The 20,042-nt window shown below is 71.5% G+C and carries 25 protein-coding genes; 10 read left to right on the top strand and 15 right to left on the bottom strand.

Annotation, left to right across the window (positions count from 1 at the left end; genetic code table 11):
- Positions 1–18 precede the first annotated feature (18 nt).
- Positions 19–1,623 carry a D-alanyl-D-alanine carboxypeptidase/D-alanyl-D-alanine-endopeptidase gene (gene dacB, locus EBH09_RS20070; RefSeq protein WP_238697374.1) on the bottom strand — a complete coding sequence of 535 codons (1,605 nt, stop codon included), beginning with the start codon at positions 1,621–1,623 and terminating at the stop codon, positions 19–21.
- 79 nt (positions 1,624–1,702) lie between these two features.
- Here dacB and EBH09_RS20065 point away from each other — a divergent pair, with 79 nt between their 5' ends.
- Both EBH09_RS20065 and EBH09_RS20060 read left to right on the top strand, forming a co-directional pair.
- Positions 1,703–2,194 (top strand): inorganic diphosphatase, encoded by a 492-nt coding sequence (locus EBH09_RS20065; protein ID WP_003975424.1) that lies wholly within the window; start codon positions 1,703–1,705, stop codon positions 2,192–2,194.
- 123 nt (positions 2,195–2,317) lie between these two features.
- Positions 2,318–4,027: a threonine/serine exporter family protein gene (locus EBH09_RS20060; protein ID WP_193776419.1), complete on the top strand. Its 1,710-nt coding sequence runs from the start codon at positions 2,318–2,320 to the stop codon at positions 4,025–4,027.
- Positions 4,028–4,142: 115 nt separating this feature from the next.
- Here the strand turns inward: EBH09_RS20060 and EBH09_RS20055 are convergent, their stop codons facing one another.
- On the bottom strand, positions 4,143–5,015 hold the full coding sequence (locus tag EBH09_RS20055; RefSeq protein ID WP_121748341.1) for a VTT domain-containing protein: 873 nt from the start codon (positions 5,013–5,015) through the stop codon (positions 4,143–4,145).
- 136 nt (positions 5,016–5,151) lie between these two features.
- Between EBH09_RS20055 and EBH09_RS20050 the strand changes: the two genes are divergently transcribed.
- Positions 5,152–5,517 carry a YbjQ family protein gene (locus EBH09_RS20050; RefSeq protein ID WP_073726677.1) on the top strand — a complete coding sequence of 122 codons (366 nt, stop codon included), beginning with the start codon at positions 5,152–5,154 and terminating at the stop codon, positions 5,515–5,517.
- Between the two features lie 21 nt (positions 5,518–5,538).
- On the opposite strand, the gene EBH09_RS20045 is transcribed toward EBH09_RS20050, so the two are convergent.
- Entirely contained in the window at positions 5,539–6,300 is a 762-nt protein-coding gene (locus EBH09_RS20045) for a MerR family transcriptional regulator (protein ID WP_121748340.1), read from the bottom strand.
- Between the two features lie 99 nt (positions 6,301–6,399).
- On the opposite strand from EBH09_RS20045, the gene EBH09_RS20040 reads away from it, so the two are divergent.
- The gene (locus EBH09_RS20040) at positions 6,400–7,827 is read left to right on the top strand and encodes a glutamate decarboxylase (protein ID WP_121748339.1); all 1,428 of its coding nucleotides are present in this window, start codon (positions 6,400–6,402) and stop codon (positions 7,825–7,827) included.
- A 2-nt stretch (positions 7,828–7,829) separates the two neighbouring features.
- Here the strand turns inward: EBH09_RS20040 and EBH09_RS20035 are convergent, their stop codons facing one another.
- The 5 genes from EBH09_RS20035 to EBH09_RS20015 form a co-directional block, all read right to left on the bottom strand.
- Positions 7,830–8,609, bottom strand: a complete 780-nt coding sequence (locus EBH09_RS20035; protein ID WP_121748443.1) for an ABC transporter permease — start codon at positions 8,607–8,609, stop codon at positions 7,830–7,832.
- 14 nt (positions 8,610–8,623) lie between these two features.
- A complete protein-coding gene (locus tag EBH09_RS20030; protein ID WP_274595142.1) occupies positions 8,624–9,565 on the bottom strand; it encodes an ATP-binding cassette domain-containing protein in 942 nt (313 codons plus the stop codon).
- 77 nt (positions 9,566–9,642) lie between these two features.
- Positions 9,643–10,284 (bottom strand): PadR family transcriptional regulator, encoded by a 642-nt coding sequence (locus EBH09_RS20025; protein WP_121748337.1) that lies wholly within the window; start codon positions 10,282–10,284, stop codon positions 9,643–9,645.
- A gap of 107 nt (positions 10,285–10,391) precedes the next feature.
- Positions 10,392–11,852, bottom strand: coding sequence for an aldehyde dehydrogenase family protein (locus EBH09_RS20020; RefSeq protein WP_121748336.1), 1,461 nt, complete (start codon positions 11,850–11,852; stop codon positions 10,392–10,394).
- 75 nt (positions 11,853–11,927) lie between these two features.
- Positions 11,928–12,752 carry a helix-turn-helix transcriptional regulator gene (locus tag EBH09_RS20015; protein WP_121748442.1) on the bottom strand — a complete coding sequence of 275 codons (825 nt, stop codon included), beginning with the start codon at positions 12,750–12,752 and terminating at the stop codon, positions 11,928–11,930.
- Between the two features lie 377 nt (positions 12,753–13,129).
- On the opposite strand from EBH09_RS20015, the gene EBH09_RS20005 reads away from it, so the two are divergent.
- Positions 13,130–13,633 (top strand): ATP-binding protein, encoded by a 504-nt coding sequence (locus EBH09_RS20005; RefSeq protein WP_121748334.1) that lies wholly within the window; start codon positions 13,130–13,132, stop codon positions 13,631–13,633.
- A gap of 83 nt (positions 13,634–13,716) precedes the next feature.
- On the opposite strand, the gene EBH09_RS20000 is transcribed toward EBH09_RS20005, so the two are convergent.
- The 5 genes from EBH09_RS20000 to rpmG all read right to left on the bottom strand — a co-directional run bounded on the left by EBH09_RS20000 (position 13,717) and on the right by rpmG (position 16,175).
- On the bottom strand, positions 13,717–13,959 hold the full coding sequence (locus EBH09_RS20000) for a DUF397 domain-containing protein (protein WP_121748333.1): 243 nt from the start codon (positions 13,957–13,959) through the stop codon (positions 13,717–13,719).
- A gap of 308 nt (positions 13,960–14,267) precedes the next feature.
- Positions 14,268–14,501, bottom strand: coding sequence for a 30S ribosomal protein S18 (rpsR, locus tag EBH09_RS19995; RefSeq protein WP_121748332.1), 234 nt, complete (start codon positions 14,499–14,501; stop codon positions 14,268–14,270).
- A 3-nt stretch (positions 14,502–14,504) separates the two neighbouring features.
- The gene (locus EBH09_RS19990; RefSeq protein WP_238697379.1) at positions 14,505–15,674 is read right to left on the bottom strand and encodes a GTP-binding protein; all 1,170 of its coding nucleotides are present in this window, start codon (positions 15,672–15,674) and stop codon (positions 14,505–14,507) included.
- A gap of 74 nt (positions 15,675–15,748) precedes the next feature.
- The gene (locus EBH09_RS19985; protein ID WP_055418647.1) at positions 15,749–16,003 is read right to left on the bottom strand and encodes a type B 50S ribosomal protein L31; all 255 of its coding nucleotides are present in this window, start codon (positions 16,001–16,003) and stop codon (positions 15,749–15,751) included.
- Positions 16,004–16,010: 7 nt separating this feature from the next.
- A complete protein-coding gene (rpmG, locus tag EBH09_RS19980; RefSeq protein WP_044382365.1) occupies positions 16,011–16,175 on the bottom strand; it encodes a 50S ribosomal protein L33 in 165 nt (54 codons plus the stop codon).
- Positions 16,176–16,246: 71 nt separating this feature from the next.
- Here rpmG and rpmB point away from each other — a divergent pair, with 71 nt between their 5' ends.
- Together rpmB and rpsN are read left to right on the top strand one after the other, a co-directional pair.
- A complete protein-coding gene (gene rpmB, locus EBH09_RS19975) occupies positions 16,247–16,483 on the top strand; it encodes a 50S ribosomal protein L28 (RefSeq protein WP_121748331.1) in 237 nt (78 codons plus the stop codon).
- 24 nt (positions 16,484–16,507) lie between these two features.
- Positions 16,508–16,813, top strand: coding sequence for a 30S ribosomal protein S14 (gene rpsN / locus EBH09_RS19970; RefSeq protein ID WP_121748330.1), 306 nt, complete (start codon positions 16,508–16,510; stop codon positions 16,811–16,813).
- Positions 16,814–16,898: 85 nt separating this feature from the next.
- On the opposite strand, the gene EBH09_RS37915 is transcribed toward rpsN, so the two are convergent.
- Complete coding sequence (locus EBH09_RS37915) at positions 16,899–17,072, bottom strand: hypothetical protein (RefSeq protein ID WP_193776417.1); 174 nt, start codon at positions 17,070–17,072, stop codon at positions 16,899–16,901.
- Between EBH09_RS37915 and EBH09_RS19965 the strand changes: the two genes are divergently transcribed.
- Entirely contained in the window at positions 17,062–17,559 is a 498-nt protein-coding gene (locus EBH09_RS19965) for a hypothetical protein (protein ID WP_193776416.1), read from the top strand. The two genes, EBH09_RS37915 and EBH09_RS19965, sit on opposite strands and share 11 nt — an antisense overlap.
- Positions 17,560–17,577: 18 nt before the next feature.
- Here the strand turns inward: EBH09_RS19965 and EBH09_RS19960 are convergent, their stop codons facing one another.
- Positions 17,578–18,744, bottom strand: coding sequence for a DUF2786 domain-containing protein (locus EBH09_RS19960; protein WP_121748328.1), 1,167 nt, complete (start codon positions 18,742–18,744; stop codon positions 17,578–17,580).
- Positions 18,745–18,830: 86 nt separating this feature from the next.
- Between EBH09_RS19960 and EBH09_RS39090 the strand changes: the two genes are divergently transcribed.
- Positions 18,831–19,094 (top strand): hypothetical protein, encoded by a 264-nt coding sequence (locus EBH09_RS39090; protein ID WP_238697373.1) that lies wholly within the window; start codon positions 18,831–18,833, stop codon positions 19,092–19,094.
- 38 nt (positions 19,095–19,132) lie between these two features.
- Entirely contained in the window at positions 19,133–19,912 is a 780-nt protein-coding gene (locus EBH09_RS19950; RefSeq protein WP_121748327.1) for a Clp protease N-terminal domain-containing protein, read from the top strand.
- Positions 19,913–20,042 lie beyond the last annotated feature (130 nt).

Below are 20,042 nucleotides of genomic sequence, written 5' to 3'. Positions count from 1 at the left end.
GCGCGCGACCGCCCGCAGCTAGGCGGACCCGGATGCCAAGGCCGTCGCCAAGCGGTCCAGGGCACTCTGGGCCGACCACGCGTCCGTCGTTTCGGAGGCGAGGAAGGCGAACCCCAGGAGGCGGCCCTCTTCGGTGACCATGGTGCCGGCGAGGGTGTTGACGCCCGTCAGGGTGCCGGTCTTGGCGCGGACCAGGCCGGCCGCGCCGTCCGCGTAGCGGCTGGTCAGCGTGCCGGTGAAGCCGGCGACGGGGAGGCCGGTGAGGACGGGGCGGAGTTCGGGCCGGTCCGGGTCGGCGGCCTTCGCCAGCAGGGCGGTGAGCAGGCCGGCGGTGATCCGGTCGGTGCGGTCCAGGCCGCTGCCGTCGTGGAAGCGAGCGCCGCGCACGGGCAGGCCCAGCTGCTTCAGACGGGCCGGAAGGGCCGCGGAGACGCCGTCGAAGCCGGCGGCCTCGCCGGTCGCCAGGGCCGTGTGGCGGGCCAGGGCCTCGGCGATGTCGTTGTCGCTGTTGGTCAGCATCCGCTCGACCAGGGACGCCAGCGGGGGCGAGGAGACGGTGGCGAGGGTGTCCGCGCGGTCGGTCGCCTTGGAGGGTCCGGGTGGGGACACGCTGATGCCCTGCCGCTTCAGGAAGCCGGCGAAGGCGCGGGCGGCGTCGGCGGCCGGGTCGGGCACGCGCGGGGCGGGGCCGCTGGTGGAGTCGTCCGTGCGCGCCTCGTCGGCCATCAGGGCGGTGACGCGGGCGAGGTTCTCGTTGACCCCGATCGGGTGCGTTTCCGTGCCGGCGTAGAGCGTCGTGTCGTACGACAGCGTCACCTTGCGCACGTCCCGCTTCTTCAGGGCTGCGGCGGTCTTTTCCGCCAGCGTGCGCAGGCTCGCGAGGCCCCGGGCGTCCTTGCGCGCGGTGAGGGTGGGATCGCCGCCGCCGACCAGGACGAGTTCGCCGGTGTCGGACTCCAGGGCGGTGCGGGTGGTGAGGCGGTGGTCGGGGCCGAGGGCGGTGAGGGCCGCGACGGCGGTGGCGATCTTGGTGGTGGAGGCGGGGGTGAGGGGGTCGTCGGCGCCGAGGCCGTACAGGCGCTTGCCGGTGGTGAGGTCGACGACGGCCGCACCGCGGCGGGTACCGAGCGCCGGGTCGTCCAGGAGGGGCCCGAGGACGTCCGCCAGGGCCTTGGCGGTCGGCGCCGCCTTGGCCCCGCCCGGTACTCCGCCGGAGCCGTCGCCGAGGCCCGCCAGGACGGACTCGGCACTGGGCGCGGGGCGGGGCGCCCCGGACGTCGTACCGGATCCCCCGGATCCGCGGCCGTGATCTACGCCACCCGTGCGCTCCAGGGCGACGGCCCGGTCCCGCTCGGCCGTACGCTGACCCGTGGAGTCCCAGGGGCCGGCGGCGGTCACCACACCGGCGGCGAGAGCCAGCCCGGCGGTGGCGGCACCGGCGGTGTACTGCCAGGTCTTCGGCCTCGTGACCCGCGCGAGCTGCGGCGTCGTGGCCCGTGCGAACCGCGCGACCCGCGGTTTCGCGGCCCGCGCGGCGCGTGCCAGGTGCGGACGTACGGCGCCCGCGGCGCGCACCACGTGCGGTCTCGCGGCCCGCCAAGGCCTCAGCTCTGGCACTATCACCAGCCCCTTTCGCGATCACACACCTGCGTGAGGGACACTTAATCACCAGAACTATGTGCTGATCATGGAGGAGCGTCCGGTGGAGTTCGACGTCACGATCGAGATCCCGAAGGGTTCGCGGAACAAGTACGAGGTGGACCACGAGACCGGTCGTATCCGCCTGGACCGCCGCCTCTTCACCTCGACCGCCTACCCGACCGACTACGGCTTCGTCGAGAACACCCTCGGCGAGGACGGCGACCCGCTGGACGCGCTGGTCATCCTGGACGAGCCGACCTTCCCGGGCTGCCTCATCCGCTGCCGCGCGATCGGCATGTTCCGGATGACGGACGAGGCCGGCGGCGACGACAAGCTGCTGTGCGTGCCGTCGACCGACCCGCGCGTGGAGCACCTGCGTGACATCCACCACGTGTCGGAGTTCGACCGCCTGGAGATCCAGCACTTCTTCGAGGTCTACAAGGACCTGGAGCCCGGCAAGTCCGTCGAGGGCGCCGACTGGGTGGGCCGCACCGAGGCCGAGGCCGAGATCGAGCGGTCCTACAAGCGCTTCAAGGACCAGGGCGGCCACTGATCACTGATCAGGCCATTCCCGTAACGGGCCGCACGCATGACGCGTGCGGCCCGTTCACGTTTGGCTGCGCATACTGAGGGCTACAGGCAGGAGGGTGTGTACGGACCAGGGAGCGTTGCGCAGGTGACGGAGGCGGAGGACCGCAAGCCGCAGTCGGACGAGGCCCGCAGTGCCTTCCGGCCGCCCGGCTCAGTCGCGGCGTCGATCGACGGCGAGTCGTCGACGACGTCCGAGTTCGAGATCCCGCAGGGACTGGCCGTCCCGCGGAACGCCGGCACGGAGTCCGAGACGACCTCGGAGTTCTCGCTGCCGGAGGGACTGGACACGCTCCCGGCCGCGCCCGCGGAGGGCGAGGGATCGGCGTTCACCACGCCCAGCACGTACCACGCCTGGACCGCGCCGACCGCGTTCACTCCGGCGAGCGGCTTCCCGGCGGTGAACCTCACGGACGTCCCCTGGCAGGACCGGATGCGCGCGATGCTGCGCATGCCGGTGGCCGAGCGGCCCGCGCCGGAGACGGCGCAGCGGCACGACGACGACACCGGCCCCGCCGTCCCGCGCGTGCTCGACCTGACGCTGCGTATCGGCGAGCTGCTGCTGGCGGGCGGTGAGGGCGCCGAGGACGTGGAGGCGGCGATGTTCGCCGTCTGCCGGTCCTACGGCCTGGACCGCTGCGAACCGAACGTCACCTTCACCCTGCTGTCGATCTCCCACCAGCCGTCCCTGGTCGACGACCCGGTGACGGCCTCGCGGACGGTCCGCCGCCGGGGCACCGACTACACGCGGCTCGCGGCCGTCTTCCACCTGGTGGACGACCTCAGCGACCCGGACACGAACATCTCCCTCGAGGAGGCCTACCGGCGCCTCGCGGAGATGCGCCGCAACCGGCACCCGTACCCCACCTGGGTGCTGACCACCGCGAGCGGACTGCTCGCGGGCGCGGCATCCGTGCTCGTCGGCGGTGGGCTGACCGTTTTCTTCGCGGCCATGCTGGGCTCGATGCTCGGCGACCGGCTGGCCTGGCTGTGCGCCGGGCGCGGGCTGCCGGAGTTCTACCAGTTCGCGGTGGCCGCGATGCCGCCCGCCGCGATGGGGATCATGCTCACGCTGGTCCACGTCGACGTGAAGGCGTCCGCGGTCATCACCGGTGGCCTGTTCGCGCTGCTGCCGGGGCGGGCGCTGGTCGCGGGGGTGCAGGACGGACTGACCGGCTTCTACATCACCGCCGCGGCGCGCCTGCTGGAGGTCATGTACTTCTTCGTGAGCATCGTCGCCGGGGTGCTGGTCGTGCTGTACTTCGGCGTCCAGCTGGGCGCCGAACTCAATCCGGACGCCGCGCTGGGCTCGGGCGACGAGCCCCTCGTCCAGATCGGCGCGTCGATGCTGCTGTCGCTGGCCTTCGCGATCCTGCTCCAGCAGGAACGATCCACCGTGCTGGCGGTGACCCTGAACGGGGGCGTCGCCTGGAGCGTGTACGGAGCCATGCACTACGCCGGCGACATCTCGCCGGTGGCGTCCACGGCCGCCGCGGCGGGGCTGGTGGGCCTGTTCGGACAGCTGATGTCCCGGTACCGGTTCGCGTCGGCGCTGCCGTACACGACCGCGGCGATCGGGCCGCTGCTGCCCGGTTCGGCGACGTACTTCGGGCTGCTGGCGATCGCGCAGAGCGAGGTCGACAAGGGGCTTGTGTCCCTGTCGACGGCCGTGGCGCTTGCCATGGCCATCGCCATCGGGGTGAACCTCGGTGGGGAGATCTCGCGGCTGTTCCTGAAGGTGCCCGGCGCCGCGAGTGCCGCGGGGCGCCGGGCGGCGAAGCGGACGCGAGGGTTCTAGGGGGTGTCGTTCGGCTCGGGCCGGCTTCTGGCGACGGTGCCGTGCGACTGGCCCCGCGGCCCCGGCAAGACCCAGACGACGCCCCCTGGCGCCGGGTGCCTACGGGCGGGGAACCTCAGTACCCCTGGTTGTAGGGGGACTGTCCCCCGCCCTGCTGGTCGCCGTACGGCTGCCGGCCGTAGTTCTGCGGGTACTGCTGCGCGTACGGCTGCTGGGGCTGCGGCTGCTGGTACGGCTGCTGGGGCTGCGGCTGCTGGGGCGGGTACGGGTCCACCCTGCGGAGCTGGGTCGTGGCGTCGTCCAGGACCGGGTACTGGGGCTGCTGGTACTGCTGCTGCACCGGCGACGGCTGCGGCTCGGCGGCGGCGCGCTTCTTCTTGCCGCGTTCACGGAGGTACTCGATGGCGATCGGCACGACGGAGAGCACGACGATCAGGACCAGGATCGGCTCGACGTTGGTCCGGATGAACTCGATCTGGCCGAGCCAGTAGCCCGCGAGGGTGACGCCGGAGCCCCAGGCCACGCCGCCGATGATGTTGTACGTCAGGAAGGTGCGGTACTTCATCCGGCCGGCGCCCGCCACGATGGGGGCGAAGGTGCGCACGATCGGCACGAAGCGGGCCAGGACGATCGCCTTGGGCCCGTACTTCTCCATGAACTCGTGGGCCTTGTCCAGGTTCTCCTGTTTGAAGAGCTTGGAGTTGGGACGGTTGAAGAGCTTGGGACCGAGGAACTTACCGATCATGTAGCCCACTTGGTCACCGATGACGGCGGCCAGCACGATCAGGGTGCACACCAGCCACAGCGGCTGGCTGATGTACTCGCCCTGGGCGACGAAGAGGCCCGCGGTGAAGAGCAGCGAGTCGCCGGGCAGGAACGCGAAGAGTCCGGACTCGGCGAAGACGATGAGCAGGATGCCCGGCAGAGCGAAGGTCTCGATCAGATAGTCCGGGCTGAGCCACTCGGGGCCGAGCGCAAGGGTGGTCACGGGATTGTGGCTCCTGCTGCTGGGGGGAGGCGGGCTGGGACCTGGCTGCCCAAACGTATAACGCAGCCGTGGCGTTCCAGGTTCCACGGGAGTCCTGGGGGTGCACTGTGACGTTCCCCGGGGAAGCCTGAGAACCATGGGTATTGAAGAATACGGCGGCGGACAGGGCCCCGGGCCCGAGGTGCTCGTCGTGACCACGAACGACCTGCCGGGCCATCGCGTGCAGGAGGTGCTCGGGGAGGTCTTCGGACTGACCGTGCGCTCCCGGCACCTGGGGAGCCAGATCGGTGCCGGGCTGAAGTCGATGGTCGGCGGTGAGCTGCGCGGGCTCACCAAGACGCTGGTCGAGACCCGCAACGAGGCGATGGAGCGCCTGGTCGAGCAGGCACGCGCGCGTGGCGCCAACGCGGTGCTGGCGTTCCGCTTCGACGTGACGGCGGCCGCGGACGTGGGCACCGAGGTGTGCGCGTACGGGACGGCGGTGGTCGTGGCCCGGGAGTGAGACCCGGGCCACGACCACCGCTCAGGGGGTGTGCCGGACGGCGTTGGCGAGGATCGCGTCGCGCATGTAGGCGGCGAGGCCCGGCTTGGCGGCGTCGATGTTTCGCGTGAAACGTTCGTCCGATACGTACATCTCGCCCAGGCAGGTGTGCATCTCGTGCCCGCAGTCGTAGTGGTTGCGGGCGATCCCCTGCCGGTGGTCCTCGGCGGCGTCCATGGCCGCCTCGGAGTCGGCGGGCTCACCGGCGTCCATCAGGGCGACGAAGCGCCGGGTGAGCTCGTCGGCCTCGTCCTGGATGCGCTGCCAGTCCTCCTTGGTGTACGAGGCGGTCTTCTGCTGCGACTGGCGGTAGGCGTCGGTGTCGCCCCAGCGTTCCTGGACCTCCTCCTGGTACTCGTCGGGGTCGAAGTCGCCGAAGACCTCGAACTTCTCCTCGGGCGTGAGGTTGATGCCCATGCTGCGTGCCTCCATGGCCTGCTCCACGGCCACCGCCATCTTCTCCAGCTTCTCGATCCGGGCGGTCAGCAACTCGTGCTGGCGGCGCAGGTGCGCGCGCGGGTCCGCGGCCGGGTCGTCGAGCAGGGCGGCGACCTCGTCGAGCGGGAAGCCCAGCTCCCGGTAGAACAGGACCTGCTGCAGCCGGTCGAGGTCGGCGTCGTTGTAGCGCCGGTGGCCCGCGTGGCTGCGCTCGCTGGGTACGAGCAGCCCGATGTCGTCGTAGTGGTGCAGGGTGCGCACCGTCACTCCGGCGAAGCCGGCGACCTGTCCTACGGAGTAGCTCACTTCCGCTCCTTCCTCTGACGCCCTCCACGCTGCCGCCTCACGTGACGTGAGGTGCAAGCCCGAGTGCGGGGTCCGGGCCACGGACCTACCGTCGTTTCCATGCCACTGCACCAGGGCCCCCACGCGTCCCACGACGACGACCGTGACCGGCGCCGACTCGCCGTCAACCCGTTCCACGGGGCGACGAACCCCCTCGGCGGCATGACGGAGGCGCCGCCGACCCACCGGCTCCCCGACTCCCCGCTGCCCCCGGAGACGGCGTACCGGCTGGTCCACGACGAGCTGATGCTGGACGGCAACGCGCGGCTGAACCTGGCCACCTTCGTCACCACCTGGATGGAGCCGCAGGCCGGGGTGCTGATGAGCGAGTGCCGGGACAAGAACATGATCGACAAGGACGAGTATCCCCGCACCGCCGAGCTGGAGCGGCGCTGTGTGGCGATGCTCGCCGACCTGTGGCACGCGCCCGACCCGTCGGCGGTGGTGGGCTGTTCGACGACCGGATCGAGCGAGGCGTGCATGCTGGCCGGGATGGCGCTGAAGCGGCGGTGGGCACTGCGCAACGCCGGCCGGTATCCGGCGAGGGACGTGCGGCCCAACCTCGTCATGGGCGTGAACGTGCAGGTCTGCTGGGAGAAGTTCTGCAACTTCTGGGAGGTCGAGGCCCGGCAGGTGCCGATGGAGGGCGACCGTTTCCATCTCGATCCGCAGGCCGCCGCCGAGCTGTGCGACGAGAACACCATCGGGGTCGTCGGCATCCTCGGCTCCACCTTCGACGGGTCCTACGAGCCGGTCGCCGACCTGTGCGCGGCCCTGGACGCCCTCCAGGAACGCACCGGACTCGACGTCCCGGTCCATGTCGACGGGGCCTCCGGTGCCATGGTCGCGCCCTTCCTCGACGAGGACCTGGTGTGGGACTTCCGGCTGCCGAGGGTCGCCTCGGTCAACACCTCGGGGCACAAGTACGGCCTCGTCTACCCCGGCGTCGGCTGGGCGCTGTGGCGGGACGCGGAGGCGCTGCCCGAGGAGCTGGTCTTCCGGGTCAACTACCTGGGCGGCGACATGCCGACCTTCGCGCTGAACTTCTCCCGGCCGGGCGCGCAGGTGGTCGCGCAGTACTACACCTTCCTGCGGCTGGGCCGCGAAGGCTACCGGGCGGTGCAGCAGGCCTCGCGGGACATCGCGCGGGGGCTCGCCGGCCGGGTGGCGGCGCTCGGCGACTTCCGGCTGCTCACGCGCGGCGACCAGCTGCCGGTGTTCGCCTTCACGACGGCCGACGACGTGACGGCGTACGACGTGTTCGACGTCTCCCGGCGGCTGCGGGAGGGCGGCTGGCTGGTGCCCGCGTACACCTTCCCGCCGCACCGCGAGGACCTGTCCGTGCTGCGCGTGGTGTGCCGCAACGGCTTCTCGGCCGACATGGCCGACCTGCTGGCGGAGGACCTGGAGCGGCTGCTGCCCTCGCTGCGCCGGCAGCCGCGCCCGCTGACCGGTGACAAGGGCGCGGCGACCGGTTTCCACCACTAGGGTCAACGGCTGAGGCGCCCGAACCTGCGTACCGCCAGCGGGAAGAACAACGCGAGCAGGGCCAGCGGCCAGGCGACGGCCGCCCAGACGTGGCCGGGTTCGCCGCCGGGGCCGCCGAACAGGTCGCGTACGGCCGTGGCGGTCTGGGACAGCGGGTTCCACTGGACGACCGTGCCGAGCCAGCCCGGCATGGCCTCCGGCGTGGCGAAGGCGTTGGAGAGGAAGCCGACCGGCCAGACCAGGATCTGCACCGCCTGCACCAGCTCCGGCTTCCCGGCCACCAGCGCCAGGAAGATGCCGATCCACAGCATCGCGAACCGGAAGAGCAGCAGCAGGCCCACCGCTCCCAGGAAGGCGCCGGCGCCGCCCTGCGCCCGCCAGCCGAGCGCGTATCCGACGGCGATCAGCACCGTGAGGCCGAGCGCCGACTGGATCATGTCGGCGGCCGAACGGCCCACCAGCACCGCACTGTTGGCCATCGGCAGGGAACGGAAGCGGTCTACGACGCCCTTCTCGAGATCCCGGGTGACGGCGACCATCGTGCCCTCCAGGCCGAAGGCCATGGTGAGGGCCAGCATGCCGGGGACGAGGTAGTCGAGGTAGGCGCCGCTGACGCCCCGGCCGCCGCCGACCAGGTAGCCGAACATCAGCAGCAGCATCACCGGGAAGACCAGATTGACGACCACCGCGACCGGCTGCCGCGCCCAGCGGGCCAGCTCACGGCGAGTCATGGTCCAGGAGTCGGTCAGGGCGTACGTCGCGGGGTTCGTGACGGTGTTCATGACGGTGCTCGTGCTCACACGGCCTCCTTTGTGCGGTCGGTGAGGTGCAGGAACACCTCGTCCAGGGTCGGGCGGCGCAAGGCCACGTCCTCCGCCTCCAGACCGGCCACCTCCAGCGCCCGTACGACGCCGGAGAGCGCCGCCATGCGGTCGGTGACCGGTGCGCTGAGCAGTCGGCGGTCGGGGTCGACGCGGACGCCGGTGAGGGGCAGCAGGGCCGCCGCGGTGGTCAGTTGTCCGGCGTCGCGCAGGACGACGTCGACGCGGTCGCCGCCGGTGGCGGCCTTCAGTTCGTCCGCGGTGCCGTCGGCGACGACCCGGCCGGCGTCGACGACCGAGATGCGGTCGGCGAGCTGGTCCGCCTCCTCCAGGTACTGGGTGGTGAGCAGGACCGTCGTACCGCCGTCGACCAGGGAGCGGACCGAGTCCCACACCTCGGCGCGGCCGCGCGGGTCGAGGCCGGTGGTCGGCTCGTCCAGGAAGAGCACCTCCGGTTCGGTGATCAGGGACGCGGCGAGGTCCAGGCGGCGCCGCATACCGCCGCTGTAGGCACCGACCGGCTTGCGCCCGGTGTCGGTGAGGTCGAAGCGGGCGAGCAGTTCGTCGGCACGCGCGCGTGCCCGCCGGGCGCCCAGGTGGTGGAGGCGGCCGAACATCTCCAGGTTCTGCCGGCCGCCGAGTTCCTCGTCGAGCGCCGCGTGCTGGCCGAGCAGGCCGATGCGCAGCCGTACGGCGTACGCCTGGGTGAGGACGTCGTGCCCGGCCACCTCGACCCGGCCCGCGTCGGGACGCAGGAGGGTGGACAGGATCCGGACCAGCGTCGTCTTGCCCGCGCCGTTCGGGCCCAGTACGCCGTGGACCGTGCCGCGCGTGACCGTGAGGTCGAGTCCGTCCAGCGCGTCCTTGCTGCCGTATTTCTTGCGTACCCCTTCGACGGTGATCGCCGCGTCGGTCACTACCACTCCTCGAGAGTAGTCAAACTTGACTATTAGCTCGGGAGCCTATGCCCGCCGCCCGGCTTAGTCAAACTTGATTAGTCGAGATCTCCCGGATGCCGCTCCCCCGCCGCGAACGGGTTCTCCTCGCCCTCACCGAGTACGCCGACGAACGGCTCGCCCTCCCCGGCGAACGTGTACGCGCCGCCGCGGATGCGCTCGATGAGCGCGCGGGTCCACTCGGCGCCGGTGTCGGCGGAGTGCACCCAGAGGTTCATGATCTCGCCGATGTGCCCGAGCTGCCCGGGGCCCTCCTCGGGCGTGTAGTACTCGGTGACGGACTTGCGCCACTCCCGGATGGCCCGGACCCGCTCCTCCAGCAGCGCCAGCACCTCGTCGCGTTCGAGGTCGACCATCAGGCCGAGCCCGGCGGAGAGCACGTCCGGCTTCTGGTCGTAGGCGGTCAGGGACGCGCGCAGGAGACCGAAGAACTCCTCGGTCCCCTTCTCCGTGATCTCGTACTCGGTGCGCGGCGGCCCGCCGGCGGTCGACGGGGCGATCTCGTGCGCGTGCAGCAGGCCCTGCTTGGCCATCTGCTTCAGCGCGTGGTAGATCGAGCCGGGCTTGGCGTTGGACCACTCGTGCGCGCCCCAGTACTCCAGGTCGTTGCGCACCTGGTAGCCATGGGCCCGCCCGTGCTGGCGGACCGCGCCGAGCACCAGGAGACGGATCACTGACATGGGTCCAGGTTAGGCGGCACGAGGGCCGGACCGGGCACGCGGTCCGGCCCATGTCAAGGCGGTGCGCTCACGCCGGGCCGCTCATGTCGCCGGCGGCCCTGGGGCGCTCAGAACGGGAACCCGCTCCGGCCGTGCTGTACCGAGATCCACTTCTGGGTGGTGAAGGCGTCCAGCATGGTGTCGCCGTTGAGGCGGCCGATGCCGGAGTGCTTCTCGCCACCGAAGGGCACGATCGGCTCGTCGTGCACGGTCCCGTCGTTCACGTGGAACATGCCGGTGTCGATCTGCTTGGCGAAGTTGACGCCACGCTCGACGTCCCCGGTGTGCACGGCGCCGCTCAGGCCGTACGGGGTGTCGTTGACGAGGCGTACGGCCTCCTCCTCGCCGTCGAACGGGACGAGGAAGGCGACCGGGCCGAAGACCTCCTGCTGGAGCAGCGCGGAGTCGGCGGGCAGGCCGGTCAGGACGGACGGCTCGACGAGGTTGTCCGTGGTGGTGCCGCGCACCAGGGCGGTGGCGCCCTCGGCAAGCGCCTGCTCGACGACGCCCGAGAGGGCGTCCGCCTGCGAGGAGTTGATCACCGGGCCGATGACGGTCGACGGGTCGCGCGGGTCGCCGGCCTTGAGGGACTTGACCTTGGCGACGAACTTCCCGGTGAACTCGTCGGCCACCGAGCGGTCGACCAGGACGCGGTTGGCGGCCATGCAGACCTGGCCCTGGTGGACGAAGCGGCTGAAGACCGCGGCGTCGACCGCGTAGTCGACGTCGGCGTCGTCGAGGACCACCAGGGCGCTGTTGCCGCCGAGTTCGAGGACCGAGCGCTTGAAGTTGGCGGCGCAGACGGTGGCCACGTGGCGGCCGACCTTGTCGGAGCCGGTGAAGGAGATCACCTTGGGGACCGGGTGCTCCAGGAAGGCGTCGCCGATCTCCGCGATGTCGGTGACGACCACGTTCAGCAGGCCGCCGGGCAGGCCGGCGTCCTCGAAGAGCTTCGCGATCAGGGTGCCGCCGACGACCGGCGTGTTCTGGTGCGGCTTGAGGACGACACCGTTGCCGAGGGCGAGGGCCGGGGCGACCGACTTCAGGGAGAGGAGGAAGGGGAAGTTGAAGGGGCTGATGACGCCCACGACACCGACCGGCACCCGGTAGACGCGGTTCTCCTTGCCGTCGACCGGCGAGGGGATGATCCGGCCCTCGGGCGCCAGCGACAGGTGGACCGCCTCGCGCAGGAACTCCTTGGCGAGGTGCAGCTCGAAGGCGGCCTTCAGGCGGGTGCCGCCCAGCTCGGCGATGATCGCCTCGCTGATCTCCGCCTCGCGGTCCTCCACGAGGCGCAGCACCTTCTCGAACACCGCGCGGCGTGCGTACGGGTTCGTCGCCGCCCACTGCTTCTGCGCGCGCTCGGCCGCCCGGTACGCGGCGTCGACCTCGTCGACCGTGGCTATCGTGACCGAGGCCAGCTTCTCGTTGTCGTACGGGTTGAAGTCGATGATGTCCCAGGAACCGGTGCCCGGGCGCCACTCGCCGTCGATGTACTGCTGGGCGAGGTCGGTGAAGTACGACGACATGTGATCCCTCAATCCCCTTAGCTGCCGCAGCCGCCGCGAGCGAGCCGCCTGATTGAGCGTCATCGTACTTATGTATCAGGAGAGTTGGAGAAGACCTCGCAGAAGGTCCCGGCTCTCGTCCGGCCCCGGGCTGTCCTGCTGGAGTTCCTTCAGCGCCGTCTCGTACTGGGTGACGTCCTCTTGCTTGTCGAGGTACAGCGCGCTCGTCAGCTGCTCCAGGTAGACGACGTCCGACAGGTCGGACTCGGGGAAGCTGAGGATCGTGAACGCGCCACTCTCGCCGGAGTGCCCGCCGAAGCCGAACGGCATGATCTGCAACCGCACATTGGGGTGTTCGGACATCTCGATGAGGTGCTGGAGCTGCCCGCGCATCACCTCGCGGTCGCCGTACGGGCGGCGCAGCGCGGCCTCGTCGAGCACGATGTGGAACTCGGGAGCGTTCTCGGCGACGAGGTGCTTCTGCCGCTCCAGGCGCAGCGCCACCCGCCGCTCGACGTCCGCCTCGCCGGCGCCCTTCATGCCGCGCCGGACGACCGCGCGGGCGTACTCCTCGGTCTGCAGCAGGCCGTGCACGAACTGGACCTCGTAGACCCGGATCAGCGAGGCGGCGCCCTCCAGTCCCACGTAGGTGGGGAACCAGCTGGGCAGTACGTCGGAGTAGCTGTGCCACCAGCCGGCGACATTGGCCTCCTTGGCCAGGGACAGCAGGGAGGCGCGCTCCTGCTCGTCCGTGATGCCGTACAGCGTCAGCAGATCCTCGACGTCCCTCGTCTTGAAGCTCACCCGGCCCAGCTCCATCCGGCTGATCTTCGACTCCGAGGCGCGGATCGAGTAGCCCGCCGCCTCTCGCGTGATCCCCCGCGTCTCACGCAGTCGCCTGAGTTGTGATCCGAGCAGCATGCGCCGCACCACCGATCCGGGCTCTCCCGCGCTCACGTTCGCCAGCCTCCCCAACCGTCTTCAGGGGCCGAAGTCTGCCACTAAAACACTCCGAGCAGTACTCGTCCGGTTACGGAAACGGAATCGAGCCAAAGGAAACGCTCGGGATCATGCACGGAGCGGCCAGGAAGTGGCCGCCTCTCGAGATGAAGAGGGGGCGAAGATGACGGAAAAATTGACCAACAAGCGGTACGGGCAGGTCCAATTCGGTCACGTGCACGTGCATCTGCCCTTGCATCTGCGGTACGCATCCGAAACCATGGTCCCGCACCACCGCGCCGCATCGCTACGACCGCGAATTCCCGGGAGTGCCTCGCATGGGGACGAATGGATCGACCATGCTCGAGCCGTTACGGCAGGGCCTTCCGCCACTCGACCCCGCGGCCGTGTCCAACGCCGCCTCCTGCGCCCTGCCGCCGCGTTACGAAGCGGTGCGCGAGGCCCGGAGATTCACCCGCAGAACGCTCGACGGCTGGGACACGGGCGACCGTTTCGACGACGTCTGCCTGGTGGTCTCCGAACTCGTCACCAACGCCCTGCGCCACGCGCTGCCGGCCGACACCCCTCGGCACGGGGAGCAGAACGGCCCCGTCCGGCTGCATCTGATGCGCTGGACCGAGCGCCTGGTGTGCGCGGTGCGCGACCCCAGTCACGACAGTCCGGTGGCCCGCGAGACGGACGACTTCTCGGCGGAGTCGGGCCGGGGCCTGTTCCTCGTCGACTCCTTCAGCGACAGCTGGGGCTGGCACCCGCTCGCCGGGACGCTCAACGGCAAGGTGGTCTGGGCCCTGTTCCGGCTCCACAAGCCCGACGACATGACGGACCGGCCCGCCTTCGAGTGACGACGAACCGCGACGCCCGCCCGCGCCGCGGTTCTACGCGCGTCAGTTCGCCGTCCACGCGTGTCAGTCCGCGTCCACGCGTGTCAGCTCGCGATCAGGTGGTCGAACTCGCCGTCCTTGACACCCAGCAGCATGGCCTCGATCTCGGCGCGCGTGTAGACGAGCGCGGGACCGTCGGGGAAGCGGGAGTTGCGCACCGCCACACCGCCGTCGGGCAACCGCGCGAACTCCACGCAGGACCCCTGCGAGTTGCTGTGCCGGCTTTTCTGCCAGGCCACGTCGTGCAGTTGCGTGGCGGCCATGCCGTTGTACACGTCGTGGTCCACAGGTCGCTCCCCGATGGTGCACTGGCTGATGTGGCCATTGATGCAGTGGTCAACTGATCCGGATCATAACCCTGTTCCCGTGCAGATGCATGAGCAAATGCACGTGCACGCGCGGTGTTCTCGTGGTTACAGCCTCACGGGCCGCTCACACCGAAAGCCCTTGCCCTCTCTGACGCCCGCTCCCGAGAAGTCGTTCCCGCGTATGCCCCCGGATTCCATGAGCACTCAACAACATGCGACAACACCGGGGCCCGCTCCTCTGAGCGGGCCCCGGTGCGACGCGGCGGGACGAGGTACGGGCGCGCAGGTCAGCGCGTGCTGTACGGCAGCAGTGCCATCTCGCGCGCGTTCTTGATCGCCCTGGCCAGCTGCCGCTGCTGCTGGGACGTCACGCGGGTGACGCGACGGCTGCGGATCTTGCCCCGGTCGGAGATGAACTTCCGCAGCAGGTCGGTGTCCTTGTAGTCGATGTACGTCACTCCCGCCTGATCCAGGGGGTTGGGCCGCTTCCCGGCGGGCTTGCGGTCGCTCTTGCGCGGCATGGGTCAGACCTCCAGGAGGGTGTCGAAGGCGGGCGGCAGCCGCTCCCAGGCGGCCTGCCCCGCGGCGTACTCGGCGTCGGTCAGCAGGCAGGACTCCAGGAGCCGTTCCAGGCCGTCGCGGTCGAGTCCGGGGGACGTGAAGACCAGGTGCTGGCAGCGGTCTCCGTGCTCGGGGTGCCAGTCCAGCGCGGCGGCGGCGCGGCGCACCGGCGGGACCAGCTCCCAGGCGGCGTCGGGCAGCGACGCGAGCCACGGTCCCGCGCTCTCCACGCACAGGGCCCCGCCCGCGGCGTCCCAGTGCAGCAGCGTGTCCGCCTTGCCGGCGAGCCAGAACCGGCCCCGGCTGCGGGCGGCGGCGCAGGTCAGGTCCTCCAGCGCCGCGTACAGCCGCTCCGGATGGAAGGGGCGGCGCCGGTGCCAGACGAGGGTGGCGACGCCGTGCGCGTCGGCCTCGGCGGGCAGCAGGGCGCAGGCCGGGTGCTGGGCCGCCGCCGCGGCCTCCACGTCGAAGCCGGCGAGGGCGGCCCGCGCCAGCTCCGAGGGCGCGGCGGAGGTGCCCGCCCGGCCGCCGCCGTAGCCATCGCCGTGGCCGATCGGGATCCGGCGAGCCGTCGGATGCAGTTGGGCCAGCAGCTCGCGGTCCTCGTCATCGGCCTGCGGGGAGCCGGGGAGGGACTCGGCGAGGGCGAGGACGGGGGCGTACTCCAGCTGGCGCGCGAAGGTGTCGGCGACGGTGCGCTGATCGGTGGCCGCGGCGGCGAGGCCGCCCTCGGCGAGGTCGTCGCCGTTGCCGAGGTACGGCAGCACCAGCGCCGGGTCGACGGCGGTGATCACGCCGGTGACGGTGAAGCCGCCGGTCGCCACCACCTCCGCCATGGCCTTGGGCTCGACGGAGTCCCACAGCTCGACGACCGCCAGCGGAGTGCCTCCGGCGTCCGCGAGCCGCTCCAGCTCGGGGACGAGGTCCTCGCGCAGGGCGCAGCAGGCGCAGTCGTTGACCAGGGCCGCCTCACCGGCGGACAGGACGCCGGTGGCGTCCCGGACGGTCCGGACGACCGTGCCCGCGGCGGCCGTCGCCAGGTCGTGGTGGAGGACGACGCTGCCGGGCACGTCGGCCAGCAGCCGGGCCACGGCCGCCCTGCGGGCGTCGGCGTGCAGCCCGCCGACGATCACCACCGGCAGGGCCGGGCGGCCGCGGTGGCTCGGGCGGTCTGGGCGGTCCGACTGGTCCGGGTGGTCCGGCCCGCTCATGCCCCGTCCCGCTTTCCGTACCGCCGCTCGAAGCGCTCCACGCGGCCGGCCGTGTCCAGGACGCGGGCGGTGCCGGTGTAGAAGGGGTGGCTGACGTTCGAGATCTCGACGTCGACGACCGGGTAGGTGTGGCCGTCCTCCCACTCGATCGTGCGCTCGCTGGTCATGGTCGAGCGGGTGAGGAAGGCGTAGTCCGCGGCCCGGTCGCGGAAGACGACCGGGCGGTACTCGGGGTGGATTCCCTTGCGCATGGCGGGGTCAGCGCTCCTCTCGGAAGTCGACGTGACGGCCGGCGACCGGGTCGTACTTGCGCAGGGTCAGCCGGTCCGGGTCGTTGCGGCGGTTCTTGCGGGTGACGTAGGTGAAGCCGGTCCCGGCGGTGGACCGGAGTTTGATGACCGGACGGAGTTCGTTGCGTGCCATGCTGCTATCTTACTGAAAATGAATTCCATTAACAGCTAGGACCGTCCGGTCCGAAGGAGAGGTACGTCACCGTGTCCGCCCACTGCATGCTGACCGGCACCCAGCCCGGCTTCGGCAACCGCATCTCCCACTCCCACCGGCGGACCTCCCGCCGCTTCGACCCCAACATCCAGACCAAGCGCTACTGGCTGCCGAGCGAGAGCCGGCACGTACGGCTGCGGCTGAGCACGAAGGCGATCAAGACGGTCGACGCGATCGGCGTCGAGGCGGCCGTGGCGCGCATCTGCGCGCGCGGGGTGAAGGTCTAAGCAGACCGAGGGGCTGAGGATCCGATGGCGAAGAAGAGCAAGATCGCGAAGAACGAGCAGCGGCAGGAGACCGTCGCGCGGTACGCCGCGCGCCGGGCCGAGTTGAAGGAGATCGTCCGCCGGCCGTCCTCCACGGAGGCCGAACGGCTCGCCGCACAGCGGGAACTGCGCCGGCAGCCCCGCGACGCGAGCCCCACGCGCGTGCGCAACCGCGACCAGGTCGACGGGCGCCCACGCGGCTACTTCCGCGTCTTCGGGCTGTCCCGGGTGAACCTGCGTGGGCAGGCACACGCCGGACATCTGCCGGGAGTTCGCAAGTCGTCCTGGTAGGCCGGCCCGGGCGGGTCGCCCTAGGTGGTCATGGTGGGCCGTCCTGGTAGCTTGCGGCTGTCTTGGGGCCGACCCGGCCGTCCGGCTACAGCTTGGAGCTTCCGGTGACACTGGTGACTGCGGAGAGCACGGCGAACGCGACGAGCACGGCGAGCGCGACGAGCACGGCGAGCGCGACGAGCACGGCGAGCGCGACTAGTAGGGCCACCGGGGCGCGGGGACGGCGCGGGCGGGCGGCCCGTCGGTCCGTGCGGGCCACCGCCGTGACCGTCGGGCTGGTGGGCGCGCTGACGCTGACCGCGTGCACCGACGGCGGCGGCTCCGACGACGGCGGCTCGGGCGGGGGCGACAAGTCCTCGGCCGCGCCCAGCGCGTCCGCGTCCGCGAGTACGGACCCGGATGGCGGCGGCGGATCGCCGTCCGCCGCCGCGGGTGAACTGGAGGGCAGCTGGCTGGCCACCACCGACGGCCAGGCCGTCGCGCTGATGGTCACCGGCGACAAGGCCGCCCTCTTCGCCACCGGCGGGACCGTGTGCAGTGGCACCGCGGGCGAGGACTCCGGCACCCGGACGATCCGCCTGCAGTGCACCGACGGCAGCGACGACCGGGCGGCCGGCATCGTCGTGTCGGTCGACGGGACGTCCCTCAAGGTGACGTGGCAGGGCGGCCCAGGCGAGGAGACGTACACCAAGTCGGAGGGCGGGTCGTTGCCGCCCGGACTGCCGACGGCCGGTCTCGGCTCCTGACCGCCGGGGCTAGGACGTCTACCTCAGTGGCCGTCGGCGGTCGACCCGGGCGTCGTCCGCCGCGCGGGTGCCCTCCGTCCAGCCCGCCGCGTCGCCGGCGCCGCGCAGCCGGGTCGTCGTCGTCTCCGGGAACATGCGCTCCAGACGGTCCGTGACCGCGACCTCGCGGGAGGCGAGGACCGGCAGGAGGTCCACGTCCGTCGTCGTGCCGGACTCGGCGGTGGCCGCGTCCGTCGCCGCCCGGAGCCGGGTGCCCGCGCGGTGGGCGTAGGCGGCGAGGAACGACTGACGGAAGGTCTTGGTCCGCTTGCGCCCGCCCGCGCGCTGCGCGGCCTCCGCCTTCGTCATCGCCGCCTCGGCCTGCACCAGCAGGGAGGTGTAGAGGAGTTCGACCGCCTCCAGGTCGGCCTCGAAGCCGACGACGGTGGAGAAGCCGAAGGGTTCGTTCCACACCGCCCGGCAGTGGTTCGCGTCGGCCACCGCGTCCAGCAGCACCGCCTTGGCCTGCTCGTACGGCGGCTCCACCCCGATCCGGCAGGCTCCCGGGGCGTCGGGCGAGGGCGCGTGGGCCGACAGCAGCGCCTCGTCGATGCTGTGCCGGGCCATCAGCTCCTGCGCCTTGGCACTGAGCGCCTCCGCCTCCTCCGGATATCCGGTCGCCTCCGCCTTGGCGAGCAGTGCGCGGATGCGGGCGAGGGTGCGGGACTCCGGCCGGCTCTCCCGACGGGACGCCTCACCCGGGGCGCCCGGCACGCCCGCCGCCCCCGGCTCGCCCGGCTCCAGGGGGTCCAGCGTGGGCAGGCGCAGCAGCAGACGGTACAGCTCGAGTACGGCGGTGGCCTGCGAGAAGCGGTCGGTGCGGGGCGGCGCCTGATCCGGTACGGCGTCGAGCTGGGCGGTCCAACGAGGGCCGCGCGGGCGGTCGTGCGGCGCCTGGGCCCGGATCAGCGCCGCCACCAGACGTACGTGGACGTCGTCCAGCTCGCGCCGCACGATCCGTACGACGTCGGCGGGCTGCCATCCGCGCCGCCAGGCCATGGCCACGAGCTCCTCCCCGCGCCGGGCGAGTTCCGCGTCCGCGGCCGGGTCGGCGGCGAGCAGCGAGGCGGCGGTGTCGAGGGCGTCGTCTGCGGCGTCGTACAGGGCGGTCTCGAAGGCACGGTCGACGGTGCGGGGCGTACTCACCCGGCGATGGTGCCACGACCCCCCGGCCCGTCCCACTCCGCGGAATTCGGCCGGGGCCGCGCCGCCCGGAGTCGAGCGTGGCGCCCATGGTGGACATGACTCCCTACGCGGCGACGGGCTTCCCGTGGGACGGCTTCGTCGGGTTGCCGTCCGGGCGGCCGGCGGACCTCCTCCGGCGCAGCGCCAGGGTGAACCGCTGGCTGAACACCGTCTCCGGGACGGCGTTCACAGGGCTGGTGGTGCGGTTGGTGGTGGCGTCGCCTGAAGTAGCCGTGCGGCTTGTCGACCCGTCGCCCCGGCGCCCCGTCGCCCCGGCGCCCCGTCGCCCCGGCGAGACGAGTGTCAACTGACGGTTGACACCCCCCAGGGCGCAACCTACGGTTGACACATGTCGACGAACCCGAGCATCACGTCATCCGTACGACTCGACGAACTCATCACCGCGATCAAGAAGGTGCACCCGGAGCCCCTCGAACAGCTCCAGGACGCCGTCATCGCCGGCGAGCACCTCGGCGAGGTGGCAGACCATCTCATCGGCCACTTCGTGGACCAGGCCCGGCGTTCGGGCGCTTCCTGGACGGACATCGGCAGGAGCATGGGCGTCACCCGGCAGGCGGCGCAGAAGCGCTTCGTGCCCAAGGAGTCGGCCGACCTGGACGCGAGCCAGGGCTTCAGCCGCTACACGCCCCGCGCGCGCAACGTCGTGATGGCCGCCCACAACGCGGCCAAGACCGCGGGCAACGCCGAGGGCGTGCCCGAGCACCTCGTCCTCGGCCTGCTCACCGAACGCGAGAGCCTCTCCGCCAAGGCGATCGCAGCGCAGGGCGTGACCCTCGACGCGGTCCGCGCGGCGGCGACCGCGGCCCTCCCGCCCGGCGCCGCGGAGGTTCCCGAGCTGGTGCCCTACGGGCCCGCCGCCAAGAAGGTCCTCGAACTCACCTTCCGCGAGGCCCTGCGCCTCGGCCACAACTACATCGGCACCGAGCACATCCTGCTCGCCCTGCTGGAGCACGAGCACGGCGAGGGCGTACTCAGCGGGCTCGGACTCGGCAAGGAGGCCACCGAGCGGTACGTCACCGAGGTGCTGGCGGAGTTCATCGAGGTCACCGAGAAGACCGAGGAGACCGAGAAGACCGAGGAGACGGGGCCCGGGCGGGAAGAGGGCTGAGAGGGAGAGGGCCGAGGCCCGTCCGGCGAGGGGTCGTTGTCAGTCCCTCCTGCGACACTCGCGACATGGCCGACCGGTGGGCACTCGCCGAGGCCGAGGACGGTGGCGTGGAGGTCGCCCCCCTCGGCCC

The organism is Streptomyces sp. E2N166, assembly GCF_003671715.1.
In the GTDB taxonomy this organism is placed as follows: Bacteria; Actinomycetota; Actinomycetes; order Streptomycetales; family Streptomycetaceae; genus Streptomyces; species Streptomyces thinghirensis.
The sequence above is the reverse complement of the archived record's forward strand: the minus strand, read 5'-3'. Positions and strand labels throughout refer to the sequence as shown.

Coding starts and splice junctions, on each gene's coding strand:
- EBH09_RS20015 (WP_121748442.1), bottom strand. CDS start 12,752: ATGCTGCTCGGATCACAACTCAGGCGACTGCGTGAGACGCGGGGGATC.
- rpsR (WP_121748332.1), bottom strand. CDS start 14,501: ATGCCGCGCAAGAGCGACCGCAAGCCCGCCGGGAAGCGGCCCAACCCC.
- EBH09_RS20040 (WP_121748339.1), top strand. CDS start 6,400: ATGCCACTGCACCAGGGCCCCCACGCGTCCCACGACGACGACCGTGAC.
- rpsN (WP_121748330.1), top strand. CDS start 16,508: ATGGCGAAGAAGAGCAAGATCGCGAAGAACGAGCAGCGGCAGGAGACC.
- EBH09_RS20035 (WP_121748443.1), bottom strand. CDS start 8,609: ATGAACACCGTCACGAACCCCGCGACGTACGCCCTGACCGACTCCTGG.
- EBH09_RS19950 (WP_121748327.1), top strand. CDS start 19,133: ATGTCGACGAACCCGAGCATCACGTCATCCGTACGACTCGACGAACTC.
- rpmG (WP_044382365.1), bottom strand. CDS start 16,175: ATGGCACGCAACGAACTCCGTCCGGTCATCAAACTCCGGTCCACCGCC.
- EBH09_RS19985 (WP_055418647.1), bottom strand. CDS start 16,003: ATGCGCAAGGGAATCCACCCCGAGTACCGCCCGGTCGTCTTCCGCGAC.
- EBH09_RS20025 (WP_121748337.1), bottom strand. CDS start 10,284: ATGTCAGTGATCCGTCTCCTGGTGCTCGGCGCGGTCCGCCAGCACGGG.
- EBH09_RS20005 (WP_121748334.1), top strand. CDS start 13,130: ATGCTCGAGCCGTTACGGCAGGGCCTTCCGCCACTCGACCCCGCGGCC.
- EBH09_RS39090 (WP_238697373.1), top strand. CDS start 18,831: ATGGTGGACATGACTCCCTACGCGGCGACGGGCTTCCCGTGGGACGGC.
- EBH09_RS20020 (WP_121748336.1), bottom strand. CDS start 11,852: ATGTCGTCGTACTTCACCGACCTCGCCCAGCAGTACATCGACGGCGAG.
- EBH09_RS20050 (WP_073726677.1), top strand. CDS start 5,152: ATGGGTATTGAAGAATACGGCGGCGGACAGGGCCCCGGGCCCGAGGTG.